20 protein-coding genes are annotated in these 19084 nt (G+C 43.5%); 17 read left to right on the plus strand and 3 right to left on the minus strand.

Translation table 11 applies throughout. From position 1 onward, the window contains the following. Positions 1–21: 21 nt before the first annotated feature. From BMZ58_RS09660 to BMZ58_RS21755, 11 genes are all read left to right on the plus strand, one after another. Positions 22–1629, plus strand: a complete 1608-nt coding sequence (locus BMZ58_RS09660) for a catalase (RefSeq protein WP_244151535.1) — start codon at positions 22–24, stop codon at positions 1627–1629. A gap of 741 nt (positions 1630–2370) precedes the next feature. Next, on the plus strand, positions 2371–3015 hold the full coding sequence (locus BMZ58_RS09670; protein WP_075036359.1) for a GntR family transcriptional regulator: 645 nt from the start codon (positions 2371–2373) through the stop codon (positions 3013–3015). An 18-nt stretch (positions 3016–3033) separates the two neighbouring features. Then, entirely contained in the window at positions 3034–4050 is a 1017-nt protein-coding gene (locus tag BMZ58_RS09675; protein ID WP_075036360.1) for a DctP family TRAP transporter solute-binding subunit, read from the plus strand. Positions 4051–4108: 58 nt separating this feature from the next. Continuing rightward, positions 4109–4603: a TRAP transporter small permease gene (locus BMZ58_RS09680; RefSeq protein ID WP_075036361.1), complete on the plus strand. Its 495-nt coding sequence runs from the start codon at positions 4109–4111 to the stop codon at positions 4601–4603. Continuing rightward, positions 4600–5883, plus strand: a complete 1284-nt coding sequence (locus tag BMZ58_RS09685) for a TRAP transporter large permease (protein WP_075036362.1) — start codon at positions 4600–4602, stop codon at positions 5881–5883. The genes BMZ58_RS09680 and BMZ58_RS09685 overlap by 4 nt, the downstream gene beginning before the upstream one ends. Positions 5884–6253: 370 nt before the next feature. After that, positions 6254–6736: a DUF2975 domain-containing protein gene (locus BMZ58_RS09690; protein ID WP_075036363.1), complete on the plus strand. Its 483-nt coding sequence runs from the start codon at positions 6254–6256 to the stop codon at positions 6734–6736. 10 nt (positions 6737–6746) lie between these two features. Continuing rightward, entirely contained in the window at positions 6747–6968 is a 222-nt protein-coding gene (locus tag BMZ58_RS09695) for a helix-turn-helix domain-containing protein (protein WP_075036364.1), read from the plus strand. Positions 6969–7210: 242 nt separating this feature from the next. Continuing rightward, positions 7211–8029: a GNAT family N-acetyltransferase gene (locus BMZ58_RS09700; protein ID WP_075036365.1), complete on the plus strand. Its 819-nt coding sequence runs from the start codon at positions 7211–7213 to the stop codon at positions 8027–8029. A gap of 164 nt (positions 8030–8193) precedes the next feature. Next, positions 8194–8760: a copper resistance CopC family protein gene (locus BMZ58_RS09705; protein ID WP_075036366.1), complete on the plus strand. Its 567-nt coding sequence runs from the start codon at positions 8194–8196 to the stop codon at positions 8758–8760. Continuing rightward, positions 8757–9839, plus strand: a complete 1083-nt coding sequence (locus tag BMZ58_RS09710) for a copper resistance D family protein (RefSeq protein WP_075036367.1) — start codon at positions 8757–8759, stop codon at positions 9837–9839. The genes BMZ58_RS09705 and BMZ58_RS09710 overlap by 4 nt, the downstream gene beginning before the upstream one ends. A gap of 179 nt (positions 9840–10018) precedes the next feature. Next, a complete protein-coding gene (locus BMZ58_RS21755; protein ID WP_370551098.1) occupies positions 10019–10090 on the plus strand; it encodes a putative holin-like toxin in 72 nt (23 codons plus the stop codon). A gap of 390 nt (positions 10091–10480) precedes the next feature. On the opposite strand, the gene BMZ58_RS09715 is transcribed toward BMZ58_RS21755, so the two are convergent. Then, complete coding sequence (locus tag BMZ58_RS09715; RefSeq protein WP_075036368.1) at positions 10481–11728, minus strand: YeeE/YedE family protein; 1248 nt, start codon at positions 11726–11728, stop codon at positions 10481–10483. Positions 11729–12281: 553 nt separating this feature from the next. Between BMZ58_RS09715 and BMZ58_RS09720 the strand changes: the two genes are divergently transcribed. After that, positions 12282–12518 (plus strand): hypothetical protein, encoded by a 237-nt coding sequence (locus BMZ58_RS09720; RefSeq protein WP_075036369.1) that lies wholly within the window; start codon positions 12282–12284, stop codon positions 12516–12518. A 348-nt stretch (positions 12519–12866) separates the two neighbouring features. On the opposite strand, the gene BMZ58_RS09725 is transcribed toward BMZ58_RS09720, so the two are convergent. Next, positions 12867–13322 carry a hypothetical protein gene (locus BMZ58_RS09725; RefSeq protein WP_075036370.1) on the minus strand — a complete coding sequence of 152 codons (456 nt, stop codon included), beginning with the start codon at positions 13320–13322 and terminating at the stop codon, positions 12867–12869. Between the two features lie 311 nt (positions 13323–13633). Here BMZ58_RS09725 and BMZ58_RS09730 point away from each other — a divergent pair, with 311 nt between their 5' ends. The 4 genes from BMZ58_RS09730 (at position 13634) to BMZ58_RS09745 (ending at position 16717) form a co-directional block, all read left to right on the plus strand. Next, entirely contained in the window at positions 13634–13930 is a 297-nt protein-coding gene (locus tag BMZ58_RS09730; RefSeq protein WP_075036371.1) for an RNA polymerase alpha subunit C-terminal domain-containing protein, read from the plus strand. Between the two features lie 427 nt (positions 13931–14357). Further along, positions 14358–15458: an NADH:flavin oxidoreductase gene (locus tag BMZ58_RS09740; protein ID WP_075036373.1), complete on the plus strand. Its 1101-nt coding sequence runs from the start codon at positions 14358–14360 to the stop codon at positions 15456–15458. Positions 15459–15781: 323 nt separating this feature from the next. Next, on the plus strand, positions 15782–15916 hold the full coding sequence (locus BMZ58_RS21610; RefSeq protein ID WP_279626127.1) for a hypothetical protein: 135 nt from the start codon (positions 15782–15784) through the stop codon (positions 15914–15916). Positions 15917–16081: 165 nt separating this feature from the next. After that, the gene (locus BMZ58_RS09745) at positions 16082–16717 is read left to right on the plus strand and encodes an FMN-dependent NADH-azoreductase (RefSeq protein WP_075036374.1); all 636 of its coding nucleotides are present in this window, start codon (positions 16082–16084) and stop codon (positions 16715–16717) included. 166 nt (positions 16718–16883) lie between these two features. Here BMZ58_RS09745 and BMZ58_RS21715 read toward each other — a convergent pair whose 3' ends face one another. Then, a complete protein-coding gene (locus BMZ58_RS21715; RefSeq protein ID WP_083412671.1) occupies positions 16884–17381 on the minus strand; it encodes a 3D domain-containing protein in 498 nt (165 codons plus the stop codon). Positions 17382–17932: 551 nt separating this feature from the next. Between BMZ58_RS21715 and BMZ58_RS09755 the strand changes: the two genes are divergently transcribed. After that, complete coding sequence (locus tag BMZ58_RS09755) at positions 17933–19084, plus strand: zinc-ribbon domain-containing protein (RefSeq protein WP_075036375.1); 1152 nt, start codon at positions 17933–17935, stop codon at positions 19082–19084.

Here is a 19084-nt window from a genome sequence, read left to right on the forward strand (position 1 = left end):
AAGGATAAGAACGATCAGGATATGGAACGGGAGACATTGACAACAAGGCAAGGACGTCCGGTGACGGATAATCAAAATATCCGGACGATTGGGAACCGTGGTCCGGCTACCCTTGAGAATTATCATTTCATTGAAAAAATCTCCCATTTCGACAGGGAAGAAGTGCCGGAGAGGGTCGTGCATGCAAGAGGATCGGGAGCGTTCGGTTATTTTGAGACATATGGCAAAGTCGGCGACGAGCCTGTGGAAAAATACACGCGTGCGAAAGTCTTTTCTGGTGCGGGGAAGAAAACGCCGTTGATGGTCCGTTTTTCCACAGTGGCAGGAGCGAAAGACGCACCGGAAACCGATCGGGATCCCCGGGGCTTCGCGGTGAAAATGTATACCGAAGATGGCAACTGGGATCTAGTTGGAAACAATCTGAAAATCTTCTTCATCCGTGATGCGATGAAGTTTCCTGATATGATTCACGCCTTTAAGGCGGATCCTGCTTCCAATGTGAAAAACCCGGAGCGGATGTTCGATTTCGTTTCCCGCACCCCGGAAGCGACCCATATGATTACATTTTTGTTCTCGCCTTGGGGAATCCCGGCAACCTATCGCCATATGCAGGGGTCTGGAGTGAATACGTATAAATGGGTGAATGACAAAGGCGAAGCGGTACTGGTGAAATATCACTGGGAGCCGAAACAAGGCATTCGTAATTTAACACAGGAAGAAGCGGACATGGTCCAGTCTAAAAACGTGAGTCATGCCACTCAGGATCTCTATGAAGCGATCGAGCGGGGAGAATATCCGGAATGGGAGCTGTTTGTCCAAATCATGGAAGATGATTATCACCCGGAATTGGATTTTGATCCGCTTGACGATACGAAACTTTGGCCGGAGGATCAGTTTCCGTGGCATCCGGTCGGTCGTATGGTCCTCGATCGGAATCCAGAGGACTTTCATGCGGAGATCGAGCAAGCGGCTTTCGGTACAGGCGTTCTTGTCGATGGCATGGACTTTTCTGATGACAAAATGCTTCAGGGGCGGACGTTCTCCTACTCTGATACCCAGCGTTACCGTGTAGGGGCGAACTATTTGAAATTGCCTGTAAACGCTCCGAAAACCGGTGTCCGGACAAATCAGCAGCGCGGGCAAATGGATACGCGCGATCCTAGAGAATCAGGGGAAAATCCGCATATCAACTACGAACCGTCGATGAAAGGCGGCTTCCAGGAGGCGGACGGGGCGAAAACCCCTCCTCATGAGCCAACGTACAACGCGGCGGCCATGAGTGAACCGATCGATCGTCCGAACAACTATGGACAGGCCGGGCATACGTATCGCAGCTTTGAAGATTGGGAAAGAGATGAATTGATCAAAAACCTTTCCAATGCGCTCGCTGTTTGTGACAAACGCATTCAAGATGCGATGATCGACCATTTCACCCAAGCAGATGAAGAGTATGGACTTCGTGTGAAAGAAGGGCTAGAAGAGAAAATGAAGGAAATGGAGAAAATGTCGGGAAGTCGGGAAGTTCCAGGGCGTGATGCAGGAAGATCGAAATATGGTCAAGGGTCGATGGCTCAAAATGAAGCAGCAGAAGATGCTGTGAAGAAAAGCCATGAGGCAGATCCGTATTAAAAGAAAAAGGCTGTCAGCAGAGGAAATGTGCTGGCAGTCTTTTTATATGTTGGTCCAGGGAATTATAAAATTTTCTTTTTGTGGATGACTTTACGCGGTGGGTTACATCCAGCTCCAGCGCCTACCCCCTCGAGGTCTTAAGCAAGCCTTTGATGTGGCAAAGAAACGCCACTTCAAAGGTTTGCTTAAGCATGTCGGGGGTGAGCAAGGCGCTTGCGCATTTGAATCATCCAGCTCCAGCGCCTACCCCCTCGAGGTCTTAAGCAAGCCCTTTGATGTGGCAAAGAGACGCCACTTCAAAGGTTTGCTTAAGCATGTCGGGGGTGAGCAAGGCGCTTGCACATTTGAATCATCCAGCTCCGGGGTCTACCCCTACCCCTTTGAGGTTTTGAGACGGGGAAGAGGATGGGGTTATGCAGGAAAGTATTCAAGAGCAAAAATGAAAAGTTTGAAAGGATCACGTAACAGGATATTAAATGTATGGAGTGAAATGGATAAAACTTTTGACAAAATCAAAGTGTTATACCAGATCATACACCATCAAATTGCTCCCTGTGAAGGAACTATTTGATGGTTAGTTTTCCTACTTCGAATTTTAAATTAAGCCTGGATATTCTTTGGATTAACGAGTGTTATTTGCAGCTTATTCCTAATTTTTAAAAAATTCAGTTTACAAAAACACTAATCTCTTATACAATTTCCAGTATACTGTATACAGAAAAATTGCGGGTGGAGTGATTCATGAAAAAGATCCATAAGAAGATGTCGATAACGGAGCAGACGTACGACTTGCTGCGTCAGTCTATTGTTTCTGGTGAGCTCTCTCCTGATCAAGAATTACGGGAAGAGAAAATTGCTAAGCAGATCGGTGTCAGTCGAACGCCGCTGCGTGATGCTTTGCGCCGTCTTTCTATGGATGGCCTCGTTGTTCTGCGAAATGGCAAACCAGCCAAGGTGGCTACGTTTACAATGGAAAGTTCCTTACATCTGATGGAAATTCGCACGCTGCTGGAAACGCACAACCTTCGAACGGTCACCCCTATTTTATCTAAGGAGATCATCGAACAACTGCGGAATAATGTATCGAATCAAAGGAAAGCGGTTGCAAAAGAAGATTATGAGACTTTTTTTGAGTTGGATCGGGATTTTCATTTATTGCTTACAAAAGTCAATAGGAACAAGAAGCTGCAAGATTTGATTTTGCAAATGAATTCAGGGGATTATCGTGCATTCATCATCTTATCTAACACGCTGCCTAAAAGTGCCGACGCAGCTTGTGACGAGCATGAAAGCATATTGGAAGCGGTACAGGATGGAGGTGTGGAGCGAGCCGTCGAAGCGATGAATATACATATGGACAATATTGTTAAACGAATTACGCAATAAGACACAGGGGGAGTACATATGAAGAAGTTAATGGTTCTATTCGCAGCTTTGCTCACGTTAGCTGCTTGCGGACGCCCAGATTCAGCCGGTGGTGATTCAGAGGATGGCGGAGGAGAAAGTTACAAGATCAGTATTGCTCACTTAGTTTCGGAAGATCAATCTTCTCATATTGCAGCGGAATCTTTTAAAGAGAAGGTGGAAGAAGAATCGGATGGTCAAATTACAGTCGAGATTCACCCGAATGGGGAACTTTATCCATCTGATCGGGAAGCGATTGAAGCAGTCCAGCAAGGAAACGTGGAAATGACGATTCCAGCGGTTGCATCGATCTCTTCTTTTAATAAAGACTTCATGGTGTTTGATCTTCCTTTCTTATTTGAAAACTACGAGCAGGCTTATCAAGTGTTAGATGGAGAGATTGGACAAGGTCTGCTTGATGATCTGACAGAACAAAACATTAAAGGACTTGTTTTTGCAGAAAATGGTTTCCGTCATCTATCGAATAACGAGGGGCCGGTGGAATCTCTGGAGGATATTCAGGGGCTGAAGATGCGTACACTGGAAAGCCCGGTTCACACGGCAACCTTCAATGCCCTCGGAATGAATGCTTCACCTTTCGCTTTCGGTGAGCTTTATACAGCCCTTCAGCAAGGGACTTATGACGCAATGGAAGCGCCCGTGTCATTGTTTTATACGAATAAGTTCTTTGAAGTACAGGACTATCTGACATTGACGGGCCATGTGTATGCGCCGACGGCTCTATTGATGAATAATGAATTTTACGAAAGTCTTTCCCCAGACTTGCAGGAGTTAGTCGTGGAGGCTTCCGAAGAATACCGGAAAGAACAAAGGGAACTGGCTCGGAAGCAGGATAGTGAGTTTCTGGAAGAATTAAAAGCAGAAGGTATGGAAGTTAATGAACCTTCTGATGAATTGATGGAATCCTTCCGGGATGAAGTGGAACCGGTTTATGAAGAATTTAAAGAGGAGATTGGTGCGGACCTCCTCGAAGACGTTCAAAATGCCAGTGAATAACGATAGAAAAAAGGAAGGCGGCTGCCTTCCTTTTAATACATAATAGGGTGGGACAGTCATGGCGAAGATTTTCGCAAACGTTGAAAAAGGTATACTCGTGTCAACACTAGTCCTAATGGTCGTCCTCATTTTTGGACAAGTTGTTGGACGGTACATCTTCCAGTCCGCTCCAAGCTGGACGGAAGAAATCGCACGCTATTTACACATATTTCAAGTGTGGATCGGCGCAAGCTATGCCGTGAAATTGAGAGAACATATACGTGTCGATGCATTCATCAGCCTGTTTCAAGGAATAGGGAGAAAAATACTGGAATCAATCAGCGTCATTTTGTGGTTTTCGCTCGTATTATTTTTAGCGATATTCGGAACAGCCCTTGTGATGGACACCATCAGTTACGGTCAACGGTCACCTGCGATGCAGATTCCGATGTGGCTTCCAATGGTCGCTGTGCCGATCGGATCTTTGGGGATGGCGGTCCGATTAGTTTTCCAGCTTATAGAGATTTGGAAAGGGAATTATGAAAAACCAAAAAGTGAGGGGATCGTCACATGAGTGTCCTTCTCTTATTTGGAACGTTGCTCGTCTGTTTGCTTATCGGAGTCCCGATCGCGATCTCTCTTGGGGTATCGGCTTTAACAGCCATTTACTTCGGAACGACACTCCCTCTCGGTACCATCGTTCAAAAAGCCTTTACTTCCTTAGATTCTTTTCCGTTATTAGCCATCCCCTTCTTCATGCTTGCCGGCATATTGATGGGGAAAGGCGGCGTTTCTAAACGACTGCTTCACTTAGCAACTTCCATGGTCGGCTGGATGACCGGCGGATTGTCGATGGTTACGATCGTCGCCTGTATGTTTTTCGCAGCAATTTCAGGTTCAGGCCCTGCAACTGTTGCCGCTATTGGCGGCTTTATGATTCCAGCGATGATCGCAAAAAATTATAAGCCGGGCTTTGCTGCCAGTGTACCGGCTGCAGCAGGTTCAATCGGGGTCATCATCCCGCCGAGCATCCCTTTTGTCATCTACGGCGTGACGGCGAATGTATCAGTCGGAGACATGTTCATCGCAGGGATTATCCCGGGGATGCTCATTGCCGTACTATTAATGGTAACCGCGTATGTCATTTCTGTGAAAAATAACTACCGTCCAGAAGACGGTTCCAAGACGACCGGAAAAGAAGTGTTCCGCGCATTAAACGATGCGAAGTGGGCACTGTTTATCCCAGTCATCATTTTAGGCGGAATTTATGGAGGTATCTTCTCTCCGACAGAAGCGGCCGTCGTATCTGTGGTCTACGCTCTCATTATCGGAGCTTTCATTTATAAAGAACTGACATGGAAAACGGTCTATGATTCATTCATTCAAACGATCATCATCAATTCAACGACGATGATCATTATCTGCCTGTCCGTCTCTTTTGCCCATTTTATGACGCTCGTCCAGCTACCGGATCAAATATCAAGCTACCTGACAGGGCTAACGACGAACCCGATTTTCATATTGCTCGTCATTAACCTGTTGCTTCTGCTCGTCGGTATGTTCATTGATACGATCTCTGCTGTAGTGATTTTGACACCAGTTCTGCTGCCGATCGTCACAGAGTTCGGCGTAGATCCCGTCCACTTTGGTGTCATTTTAGTCGCTAACCTGGCCATCGGATTTGTCACCCCGCCTGTTGGTGTCAATTTATTCGTTGCCTCCACCGTCGGAAAAGTGAAATTTGAAAAAATCGTCGTAGGCGTCCTTCCGCTTTTAGTGGTGATGATTTTCGCTTTGTTTATTATTACGTATGTTCCTGCATTGTCGATGTGGTTAACAGAAATGTATCGATAGTTTTTCGGGAAAGTCTTACAGGGAGGGTTCTCTGTAAGGCTTTTCTTTTGTGAAACAACTTTTATTAGGAAATATCCTTTCTAATAGCATGGAACTGCTTCTACCAATTGCTAAATCACTAACGCACTGGGGGGCGGTCACCGATCGAAAAAACATCCATTAAATTGGATGTTTTCTTGTGCTGTGTAAATTCAAACCTTTTACAGAGTTAATGTTAAAAACAGATCTTCTATCCTGAAGACTGCTATTTTAAAAATCATTTGAATAAAACAACAACAATATTATCACTAAAAAGGATATATTTTTATTGAAAAACGATAAATATAGGTTTATAATCAAATGGACCAAATGAAATGAGGTGCTAGGAATTATGAAACGTGGAACAACACTCTTTTTGAAAGTGGCTGTCATTCTTCTCGGATTACCGATTCTTGCTTTATGTATTTTTTTCGTACCAGGGATGGCCGATTATGCTGCTGAAATATTCACAGATTTTCCTTTGATCGAGGCCCTTGTACTGATTTATGTGTATGGGACGGCCATTCCTTTTTATTGTGCTCTGTATCAGGCATATCAATTGCTTACCTTCATTGACAAAAATAAGGCATTCTCTGACTTATCTGTAAAAGCATTAAGGATAATCAAGCGTTGTGCGGTTCTCATTAGTATTCTTTATGTTATATTTTTACCATTCATCTATATCATAGCTGAGGCGGACGATGCGCCTGGTCTTATTTTGATCGGGATGTTCATTGTTTTTGCTTCAACGGTGATTGCGGTGTTTGCGGCTGTTCTCCAAAGGCTTTTACAGGAAGCCATTAACATAAAATCAGAAAATGATCTTACGGTCTGAGGTGAGTATAATGGCAATAGTGATAAATATTGATGTGATGCTGGCGAAACGGAAAATGAGTGTAACCGAGCTTTCAGAAAAGGTGGGCATTACGATGGCGAACCTTTCGATATTGAAAAACGGCAAAGCGAAGGCGGTACGGTTTTCAACTTTGGAGGCGATTTGTCAAGCGCTGGATTGCCAGCCTGGTGATGTTCTGGAATATAGAAAAGATGAGGAAGAAGACGTATAATCGCTGTGCTTTGAAGGTGTGGGAATTTACTGAAAATGGGATTCATCAGAAGGGAAAGCGGGACGAATGTGAAAGAATTCGTCCCGCTTTCTTTTTTGTTCATATTTGACAATCGTTGTGCCAAACGCCTGCCAGTTTTTAGCTTGAAGCCTCATTTAATTTTCTATGTTGTAGAAGGGTTCTGCCTTTTTCTGTGTAATAAATAAACAGATGGACTTTATTCATGGAAGTGAGTGGTGATCATGTCTTTTTTATTATCCAAAGAAAATGCCCGCGTGATTGAACAATCGGACATTGAGACATTAACAGATCGTCTGGAAAAGATAAGAGATAGAAATGGAAACCCTATGAATGTAGCTATCGAAACTTTTGGTAACGCGGTTGCTTTCTCTGTGAGAAACATTCCCGGTCCATCGTTCAATACGGTGAAAGGCATTACAGATGCAGAGACAGACCAGCTTGATTCTATTTTAAAATTCTACACTGCTAAAGAACTCCCGGCCAGATTCGAGATTACTCCTATAAGGGTTTCAAAAGAGCTGTTTAGGAATTTGGGTAACAGAGGATATGTTCAAAGCGGCTTCCATTCGTCTCTTTATGGAACATTAGAGGGAGTAGCACAAACGACCGAAAAGGAATTAAATACTGGAATAAGTATAGAAGAAATGACAAGGGAGAACTTTGATAGATTTGGGGATATTTATACGAGAGGGTTTGGTATGCCGTCGTTTTTAAGTAGTGGGGTTACAGAAAACAACCAAGTTCTTTTACAAAGTGGCCGCTGGGCTTTTTATTTAGCGAGGGTGGAAGGAGAGCCTGCCGGGGTGGGTGTTCTATTTGTGAAAAATGGTATTGCCACACTGGCAGCATCTGCTACGGTCCCTGAATATAGAAATCATGGGGTACAGAAGGCCCTCATAAACCAACGAATAATAAAGGCGATGGATTCAAACTGTCATTTAATCGTAGGGCAGGCGGCATATGGAAGTGTAAGTCAAAGGAATATGGAACGAGCAGGTTTGAAGATAGCCTATACGAATAGTATTTGGGAGAAATTTTAATTCCGGTAAAGTATTCATGAAATTTAATAATAGTATTGGGATGGATCAAAGGCATTTCGTTCACGAAATTGTCCATCTTTCCTTCTAGTTTTTCAACGTCTGGTCTGTTATAAATAGGGATGATGGATGGGCTTGTTAAACAGTTAGAAAGAGGAGAATGGATAATGAAATATATAATGATGCTTGTTGTACTTTTTGCGTTCACCCTGCCAGTAACGGTAGAAGCGCATACACATTTGCAAAGTTCGACACCTGAAGAGGGAGGAACGGTGAGTGGAGATGACCCTGCCGTCACCTTAACCTTCGATTCTCCGGTACAGGAGCCGAACACATTGTCAGTGACCGATCAACAAGGGGAAGAATACACGATTGAAAACTTCACTCATTCCCCTGAAGATACGCTTGAATTTGAGGTGCCGGAAGAAGTGGAAGATGGTGAAATCGAGTTCTTTTACAGTATCATCGGTGAAGATGGACATGTCATGGAGAATACGTTGATGTTTAACTATAATGGTGGTGACGAGGCGGATGCTTTTGAAGAAGAGGAGGCAGCCACAGAAGATTCTTCTACAGATGAAGGAGAGGAAGCAGAGTCAGCCACTGAATCCACGGATGAACAGCAGGCTGAGGATCAGGAAAGTGGCGGTTCTTCATGGTTGTTGCCGCTGATAGGAGTTGGACTACTCATTACAGCAGGGCTTATCTTCTTCGGAGCAAGGAAGAAATCGTGATTTATGCCTGGACGAATGGAGGGCTATATCTTTGTCTCTCCATTCTACTCGGGATAAGCATTTTAGCTTTTATCCCTGTGGAAAGAAAGGTGAAGCTTGCCATTCCAGGAAACATAGGTATCCTTCTATCGATCGGGGTTCCTATCTTCGCAATGGTTCCGATCATCGATTTGGCGACATCGCTTCAGGAATATAGAGAAGGAGGATGGCTTTCCAGCTTCATCTATGTATTGACTAATATTGAAGGGGGAAGGGCCTGGCTTCTTCTTCTTTTTTTAGCCTTACTTCATGTGGTAATCTTAAATACCATTCATAGAAAAAGGCTAGCTGACTCGTTGAGCCTGTTCTTAATTATCGCGATGATTGTCCTGCAAAGTTTGATCGGTCATTCAGCGAGTATGAACTCCGTACAAGGGGCGGTATTCCACACGGTTCATTTCCTGGCGGTCGGGATATGGTCAGGTATTCTACTGGTTGTCAGCCTGTTCTCAACAGACGAGGGAAACTGGCAGAACTTTGTGGGCTGGTTTACAAAAGTGGCTGTTGGCTGTATGGTTTGGATTGCCTTGACTGGAATCGTGATGAGCTTGGCGCTGACGGAAAATCTTGTGTCTTCCTGGATATTTTCTTATGGCCAGTCTTTACTGCTCAAACACCTCTTGTTTATTGTTTTGCTAGGGTTTGCTTTGGTGAACGGCTTCCTAATGAAAAAACTAGTCGAGAACCGTCCATCATTTTCACCCCGACGCTGGTGGAGAGCGGAAAGTCTTCTTGTGCTTTTGGTTTATACCATCACCGGATATATGACAGAACAAGAGCCTCCCCGGGATATCTCTCAAATGCTGAACGAGCAGGATCCATCCTTTCTTTTTCGCAGCTTCACTATGATGGAAAGTTATGGCCCCCTCATCCTTGCACCGAATGTCATCAGTGTTCTTTTCATGATCATTGCAGGGGCATTCCTGTTTCTGGCATGGTCCATGGTTAAACGGGACTCGGTCTCGGGTGCTCTGTTTGTCAGTCTGTTGTTCGTAAGTAGTTTGTATCTTGGTCTGATGAGTGGTGTAGAGCTATTATAATTGGCGGAACGATAAATGTTTTTTCGAGTAGTCAGCAATAGTCCAAAAAGCCTGTCTATTTCAGGGAGAAGACATGCTATAATTTATAGAGGATAGTGTTTTGCCAATTGAATAGGGTGTCGGCTAACCCCACAGTAAAGGGGGTGATGCCTCTGAGTATGTATGAATCGTTGATGGTGATGATCGCATTCAGTTCGTTCATCGTGTCCGTTCTCGGCTTAGTTGTCGCGATTTTACGCATAAAAAAATAGACTCCCTATTCTGACGTGAATGCGGGTGAGTCTATTTTTACAGGCTGCGCCCTTTGGCAGAACGCTCATCCGGGGGGACCGCAGTGCCAGCTGTGGTCCTTTTCTTATGTGTATCCTTCTTCTGTCTTTATCATACCACATTTTCTGAAAAAAGAAACAGGGGCATGATCGATAGGGTGAAAAAAGCCTCCAGCGCGATGCTGGAGGCTTTTCGGTGTCCTAGGGATTAATAAAATAAAGAAGAGAATAACTTTTAGTAGTTAGTATCATCCAGCTCCAGCGCCCAGACACTCGCGACATAAGCAATCCGTCCTGTGGAAGGGAAAACCACCATCCTCCGGCCGCTTTGCTTATGCGTTTCGTAACTATCGGGGCACTTGCGCTTTTGTTTTAACAAATGGAGTCTTTCGGGTTCGGGTTTTTCATGCCGAATAATGGTCGCAGGAACAATGCGAGATATGTTCCGATAAGTGCCATGAGCATCCATACCCAGCCGTGCAGACTGAAAGAAGCGATGCCGCCGAAATATGCGCCGATGTTACAACCGAAAGCTAGGCGTGCACCATATCCCATAAAGATACCACCGATAATCGATGCAGTAGCGATGCCTGGTTTGATTTTTCCAGGCTTGAAGTTGCCCTGGAAACTTGCTGCAAGGAAGGCACCGAGGATGATTCCGAAGTTCATCACACTTGTGGAGTCAGCGAGCACCGTCTGGTTCAGCGGCGCAGGGTCATCGGACCAATACGTCCAATTCGCTACATCGACGCCGAACATTTGAATGAATTTGGATCCCCAAAGAGCAAAAGCAGAAGTGATTCCCCAAGGGTTTCCGCGAACAGCAAGAGTAATGGCGTTCAACACACCGAGGATGACGGCAGCTAAAAGTAATGGCCATGCACCGCGCCAAAGTTTTTTCAGTCCTGTCGTCGTTTTCAGTGGTGCCATTCTAGGTGGATTCTTTTTCTTGGCAATCTTGACAGTAATACCGTAAATGCCGAGGAAAATGGCTAATTGCAAAATCCAGCCACCGAAATAACCGAAACCTGTTGATTCTGCCAACGAAATCGCAGGAAGTGTCGGTGTCTCACGCCAGAATCCGATGTGGTATGCCCCAAGGACAGAGCCTGCGATGAAGCCGAGTAATGTCAGCACCATGGACGATTTACCGCCGCCAACGGTGTAAAGTGTCCCAGATGCACAACCGGAACCAAGCTGCATACCGATTCCGAAAAGGAAAGAACCGAAAACAACGCTTATCCCTACAGGGAAGACGTACCCTTGAGGAGTGTTACCTGTAAAGCTGAAGCCTGTCGATAAAATAATTGCGAAAAGGGTTGTTGCTACGGCCAGCATAAGCATATGTGCCTGTAAACCTTGAACGTTTCCGACCGAAATAAGTCTTCTGAATGCACTAGTGAAGCCGAAACGTGCATGTAAAAGTACGAGGCCGAAACCGATACCGATCAGGAACAGTACTCCTTGAGTAAAGTTAGTGACCGTAATGATAGTTATAAATAAAAGCAACGATACAATCGCGCCAATCCATACGAAAGGTTTTTGCACCGGATCGAGTGGAGCGATCATGGTGGAACGGTTGTTCTCTTGTACCGTTTCATTGATAGCCTGTTGTTGCATATTGATTCCTCCTAAATCCGATTTGATTACTAAGTTTTAAAGAACTTTCGCTATTATAAAGGAGACCCGTCTATTTGTAAATCTTTTTGCATACAATGGTTGTACAAAGAGAACAAAGCTCAGTCTTTACGTAGAATTAACACTACATGAAGGAAACGAGTGGTAAACTCGAAGTGTAGACAGGACGACCTATAATTATTATTGGAGGGATGTCTTATACCTGTCGTTCGCTCATATGTCAATCGCTGGTTTTTCTTTGTTTGTGAAAAAGCAAATCGAAGAACATCCTGGCGTACATCTGGCGCTCCTCCCCCTACATAAAGACTGATACAAAAGCGACGCTTCCTGCGTTGCTTTTTTGTTGTACAAGCAAAAAGAAGCTATATAACCTAATTTGTTTGAAGTCTTTGCTTTAAGGAACCTGCATTATTGAGTTGGCATTTGATGAAGCCAAAGATAAAAATGAAATAAAATGTATGGGTTCAGATTCTAGGATTAAACTAAAAAGCAGCGGGGTAATGAATGATAACTACATATATAGAGGAGTGATCTTATGGCGAAAAAGAAAGAATGGCATGTCATTTTTCTGCTGGATAGTAAGCGAGTGGTGACCCATGATCTAGAATTGAGCGAAGAGATGGACGAAAGGGAAACATCGGAGTTCATCATCAAACAGCTCGACCGTGGCACATGGTGGTTCCTTGAAGATGGGGTGGCGCTTCACACGAGTGGGGTGGAAAGCTTCTATCTGGATAAATGTGCGAAAAGAACACGTTTTAGCAGAGATTGAGCATAAAACTCGGCACCTAAGGGTCATTAGGTGCCGGGTTCTTTTATATGTAAAACAGTTCTTTGTGGACATAAGTAGTATTTTTATTAAAAAGTAACTAAACTTATGATCATGAAGAGGGGAGGGTTCGAGCACTGCTTAATGAAGCATAAGGGCAGTCTCCTCGCTTTCGAGTCGGTGATGCCGGCTTATTTATTAAAGACGAATTTTTCCAATGGATTCATTCCTCACTCTAAATCCAGATCATGATTGCAGAATAAGCTAACACCAATGCCATGACTACATTAATAATAAAAACATAGGGACGGGTCTATTGTTTGTGAACTGTTGGACCGTCCCCATCTATTATCATTCTTCGTCCACCTCTATATCATCTTCGTGGATTTCTAATTGGTCTGAAACAGAACCTACAATACTTTCATCCAGTTCACTATCACGGACTTTAATTCCCTGCTGCCCTCCCATCTCATCATTGTTTTTACCTGCAATACCACTGCGGCCATTTCCGTCAGCAAATTGAGATTTATTATTTTCAGATGCACTATGGTCGATGGCATTTTGACCACCTTGGTTAGCGTTGGCACCAACATCATTGTTGATCTGCCCGCCTCCCTCAGCTCTAGGAGCAATTTCCGGACTTATGCTGCCTTCATTTACTGTGTCATATTGGATGATGACGATATTAAAAGAACCTGTAATATTAATTGTTGGAGTAGAGGAATCTTCTGTTTCATTGTTTTCTTCCTGATCTTCTTGTTGTTGGCTTTCCTGTTCATCATCCCTATCCTTCGGGTTAAAAGACATAGTTTCACCTCCATGGAATAGACTATGATTACTTATACCATTTGATTGGGTTGTACAATTGTCCTATGAATTTTCTATAGTGAAGCGAGAGGGCGGTTCGTGCGCTTCCATCATGAAGCATAAGAGGAACCATCCCCTGGCTTCTCTGAGGATTGCCCATTTATGAACTGAAGTGAAGACAATAAATACGGTAAAGATAACTTCTAATGTCCAGTTAGTGAATAGATAGATTATTACTATACTCGCCTTCTCCATTGGCAGGAAAAGACCGATAGTTATTTACTAGGTAGCCCAGAATATTAATTAAGGAGATGTTCACCTTGACGCAAAAAATTCAAAGGATATGTGACAAAGGGCACAAATATTATAAAAGCAGTGATTGTCCAACTTGTCCAATCTGTGAAAACGCACGAAAACCTGAGAGTGGGTTTCTCTCATTACTATCAGCACCAGCCAGAAGAGCTTTGGAAAATAACGGAATAACTTCTTTGAAAAGCTTATCGACGTACAGTGAAAAAGAAATTTTGACATTTCATGGCATGGGGCCAGCATCCTTACCGAAGCTTAAAGCGGCTTTGAACGAGAAGGGGTTATCTTTTAAGAAATAATTTACTTAGTTCTGTAGCAAGGAGTTTGGGATTTGTTCTCTTACAATAAAATTCCCCCTCCATTAAAGAGCTATTTATAGATACCTTGGTATCCATCCTTCAAGAGTAAAAAGGGGTACATAATTGTGGTTAATCACCGGGCCCAACCAAAAAGAAGGGAGGTTGAACACGACCATCAGTTGGAGTAGAAAAACATTTACATATGCCATACCTAAAGCTAAGGAAATCGTTGAAAAAGAAGGTTTTACAGTCCAGAAAAGTAACGCAATATGGAAAGAGATAAAATCCAGAAATGCAGATGCATCTATAAGAACAAGAGATCTGACTCCTCCATTCTTGTCGAGTATTGATGATAGAAACAGATTTCTTTCGTTTCCTTCTTTCATCTGTAATAATTACATACATCGTTGAACAAGGAGGAAGATCAATGACAAACCAAACAACAACGAAACCATTATTCGAAACTTTTACTAGTGATAAATTAAACCTTCCGAACCGTACCGTAATGGCACCGATGACACGCGGATTCTCTCCTGGAAACGTTCCTGATGAAGATGTAGCAGCGTATTACCGCAGACGTGCGGAGAATGAAGTCGGGTTGATTATTACAGAAGGAACAGGGATTGACCATCCAGCTTCTGTGTCTGGTGCGAATATTCCTGTGTTTCATGGAGAAAAGGCATTGAACGGCTGGGCTAATGTTGTGAAAGAAGTGCATGATGCCGGCGGTAAAATTGCCCCGCAGCTGTGGCATGTAGGAATGACTCGCAGCAAGGGTGACCTTCCAAATGAAGAGGCATGGCCGGTTGGTCCATCAGGGCTAAGCTTAGATGGAGAGAAAGTGAATGAACCTTTATCTACAGAAGAGGTAGAGGCATTGGTGGCTTCCTATGCCAAAGCAGCAGCGGATGCGAAGCGGCTCGGCTTTGATGCTATTGAAATCCATGGTGCTCATGGTTACTTGATCGACCAATTCTTCTGGGAAAACACCAATAAACGCACCGACCGTTATGGCGGAGATTTCGTTAAGCGTACACAGTTCGCCGTTGAAATCGTAGAAGCATGCCGCCGTGAAGTCGGGGAAGATTTCCCGATCATTTTCCGTTTCTCTCAATGGAAAATGAATGACTTCCAAGCAAAATTGGTCAACACTGCGGATGAGTTGGAACAATTCCTGAAGCCGCTTGTTGAAGCTGGTGTTGATATTTTCCACTGCTCCACACGTAGGTTCTGGGAGCCTGAGTTCGAAGGTTCCGACTTAAACCTTGCAGGCTGGACGAAAAAACTCTCAGGCAAACCGGTCATTTCTGTCGGTTCTGTCGGTCTTGATGGTGTCTTCACGGACTTCTCTGGGGCCGCATCAACCAGTCTTGACGGATTAATGGACAAACTTGAGCGTGACGAGTTCGACCTTGTAGCCATCGGCCGTTCGTTATTAATGGATCCTGAATGGGTGAAGAAAGTCCAAGAAGGTAGAGTGGATGATCTGTTAGCCTTTAATAAAGAAGCACTACAAAAACTATATTGATTATAATGTTCGAATCCCAGACGTCCTATATCAGGGCGTCTATTTTTATTTATATCTACAAAACCATGGTAAGCATAGAAAGGAAGGAGAAATGCAGGCTTTTTGTCAATATAGTTTGTGTAAAAAAACTTTTTCGGGGCAAATAGAGGTAGAGGATCACCAGGGTTAACGTGCAAATCAACTCGAATTATTGCTTTTCATTTCGTTAAGGTTAAAAAATACATATTTATAAAAATCAAGTGCAAACTGTTTTCATATATATAAATAGCACTATTAAATTGCATGCGCTCTCATATACAATAAATTAAAGGAGGTGCCCAATAATGAAACAAAAACCGATCCACTATGACGGAAGTGGGCAAGTGGCAGAAAACGTAGAAACACCAGTGGATGAACCATTGGAAGTAACAGATGAAATGAGAAAAAACATTAGCGCTAACCCATATGAAATAAAATAATTGGCAGGATTCGTCTCTTATGACGAATCCTTTTTAAGTTTGCGATGATTATTAGTATTTTTTATGCATATCTCAAGTGCCAATATTTTTAACGTGAAACATATGTATTTTTTAGTTTTTAGTAGAAAAACTATACTTATATTATGTTTGGAGAGGTGATTAACGATGGCAAAATTATTGTATATTACAGCACACCCACATGATGAAAAGCTCTCATACAGCATGGCTGCAGCTAAAGCTTTCATCGATACGTATAAAGAAGTAAATCCGAATGATGAAGTAGTGAACATCGACCTTTATAAAGAAAATATCCCATATATCGATGCAGATGTTTTCCAAGGATGGGGGAAACTACAATCAGGTAAAGGATTTGAAGAATTAAGTCAAACTGAGCAGGAAAAAGTTGGACGCTTAAACGAGCTAAGTGATCAATTCATCGAAGCTGACAAATATGTATTTGTAACCCCTCTATGGAACTTCTCCTTCCCTCCATTAATGAAGGCTTATATTGACTCCGTTGCAGTAGCAGGAAAAGCATTTAAATATACCAAGGAAGGGCCCGTTGGCTTGTTAACTGATAAGAAGGCACTGCATATTCAAGCACGTGGAGGGATTTACTCCGAAGGCCCCGCTGCCGCAATGGAAATGGGCCATCGCTACTTGAATACAGTAATGAGCTTCTTTGGTGTTCCTTCATTCGACGGATTGTTTATTGAAGGACAAGCTGCAATGCCGGAAAGAGCGGAAGAAATCAAAGAAAATGGAATTGCCCGTGCGAAAGATCTGGCGCAAACATTCTAAGCGTTAAGAAGAGTCAACATTTGGTGGCTTTTATTCCTTATAAAAATTCGGAGGCAAAGGTCCTGTTACCATTTGTTTCTCCTATGCTGCCCTTCCTTCCACAGGCTCGGTCAAGGAGGGCGGCAAAAGGATAGGCAAAGAAAAAGCTCCCCCAACAAGGGAGAGCTTAGTTCAAGATTTCAACTTTGATTTGTTGGCGCCCATAATCAAGGGCGTCCGTTTGCTTCGCCATAAAGATATCGATTCGATTTCCTTCAATATCTCCACCGACATCACCAGCCACAGCTACACCATAACCAGGTACGCGTACTTTAGAGCCAAGCGGGATGACGTTTGGATCCACAGCGATGACTTTTTGGTCCGGATTGGCACGCAAGTCGATGCCTGTGTATGTTTTACCACTGCAACCTTCACAGAATGCAGTGTAGGCTGTCGCTTCTACGGCAACCGTCCGTGTAACAACTTCTTTACTTGCAGACACAGCTTTGGCTTCTTTATTTTTTTCTTCCGGAAAACGTTCCATTTCTTTCTTCTTCTTATCAAGGATTAATGATTTCGTCTCTATATTTTGTGCAGTCTTGTCCGTTTCTTCGGCAAACGTCTGAAGACTGAAGCTCATAACGATAAAAGGCAAAAGGAGTAAGGAAGTGAAAAGTTTTTTCATGAGGTTTGTCCCCTTTCATATTTCAACTTTCCTTAGTGTACCAACCGCCTTTTATGTAAACAAAGACAAAAGACCTACAATTGGATTACATTTTCATGACAAAATACACCCATAAAAAAAAGCCGCTGATGTAGAGCGGCTCTATAAAAATAGTAGGGTGAAAAGTGAAGGGAGGCAATCCGTCTTGCGGAAGGAGAAAGCACCTTCCTCCAGCCGTTTTGCTTATGCGTTTCGTGTCTCCCAGGGCACTTCCGCTTTTCTATTTACCGTGTGGTTCCTTTGCGTTTGCGTCCACAACATGGCTTCGAGGGCTTTCTTTTTGGTTGGCTTTCATTCGGACGGTTTCCCATGAAGACCCTCCTCTCGGGTTTGAGATATATCATTGTATGCTGTAGTGGAAAATTAGGCCCGTGCGCTTTACCTGTATTGGTTCAATTTTTTTCAAAAAAAGGACCTATGGAGTTTACGAATCAATGAGCATGCATGATATAATAGATAAGTATTTTGTTAGATTCCATATTTTATGAAGTGATAGAAAGGGAGGACGGGACATGATCGAATGTCCTCATTGCAAGCATGAGATAAGCGAGGAAGCCCGTTACTGTTCTCATTGTGGAAAGAGTTTAACGGACGGACCAGAGCCGAATAGTAAAGATAAAAGATGGCGGTTGCCAATCATTACACCTGTTATTGCGCTGGTTGTGGTGGTGGTAGCCCTTTATTTTGTTTATAACCATGAAACAAATGTGAATGCAGAAGTATTGGAAATGAAGCGAAAGGCCGAAGAGGTGGCACTTGCGGGGGAATTGCGGGAAGCCGAGAAACTCCTGGTGGGTGCGATTGATCGGCGTCCAGAAGTGGAGGCTTTACAAACGGAATTGCAACATGTGCAAGAAGCCATCAGCTGGAACAAAGAATTGGATGAGGTGTCTAGTTTACTGGAAGAAAAATCTTTGAAGGAAGCATCTGAAAAGCTGTCTGCTATTCAAGAGCAGTTGCGGCAGGAAGATAGCAAGCTTCTCCTCACTCTTATACCTAGAATGAATGAAATGGATTCGAGGTTGACCTTACAAGAAGTCAATCAGGAGTTATCAAAAATTACGAATGTGGATGAACTTGCAGCAAAGTTAGATACATTATCAGACCTGAACCTGGAGGAAGCGTCAAAAGTCAGGGATAAGATTTTTGAAAAGATTATTAATCAATCAACGAAAAAAGCAGAAGCCGCAGTGGAGGAGAAACGATACACAGAGGCGGTTGCGATGATTGACCAAGGATTACAATATGTTTCGAATGATAAAAAATTGATACAGTTGAAAGAACGGATTCAGCAGGAGAAAGAGGCATTCGAACAAGCCGAACAACAGCGGCTGGAAAGTGCGATGCAGCAGGCAGCCCAAGACGAACTGCGGAATCAGACGCAAGCCTTAGAAGTGATCGATTCATCCATAACAAAAGATGAGTTCGGTGATTATAAAGTGAGTGGAGAGCTGGAAAGTGTCGCGACGCAAATCATCAGTACAGTTTCTGTCATGTATGACATCTTAAACAAGGACGGGGAGATCGTACGTTCGGATTCTGCAAAAGTGTATCCCAACTATTTGAATCCTGGGAATAAAGGAAAATTCGAAAAAGTTCATTATGAGTTAGAAGAAGGGGAATACTCTATCGAAATAACCGAGATGGAGTGGTTAGTAGAATAG

It is taken from the genome of Halobacillus dabanensis (assembly GCF_900114165.1).
Classification (GTDB): Bacteria; Bacillota; Bacilli; order Bacillales; family Halobacillaceae; genus Halobacillus; species Halobacillus dabanensis.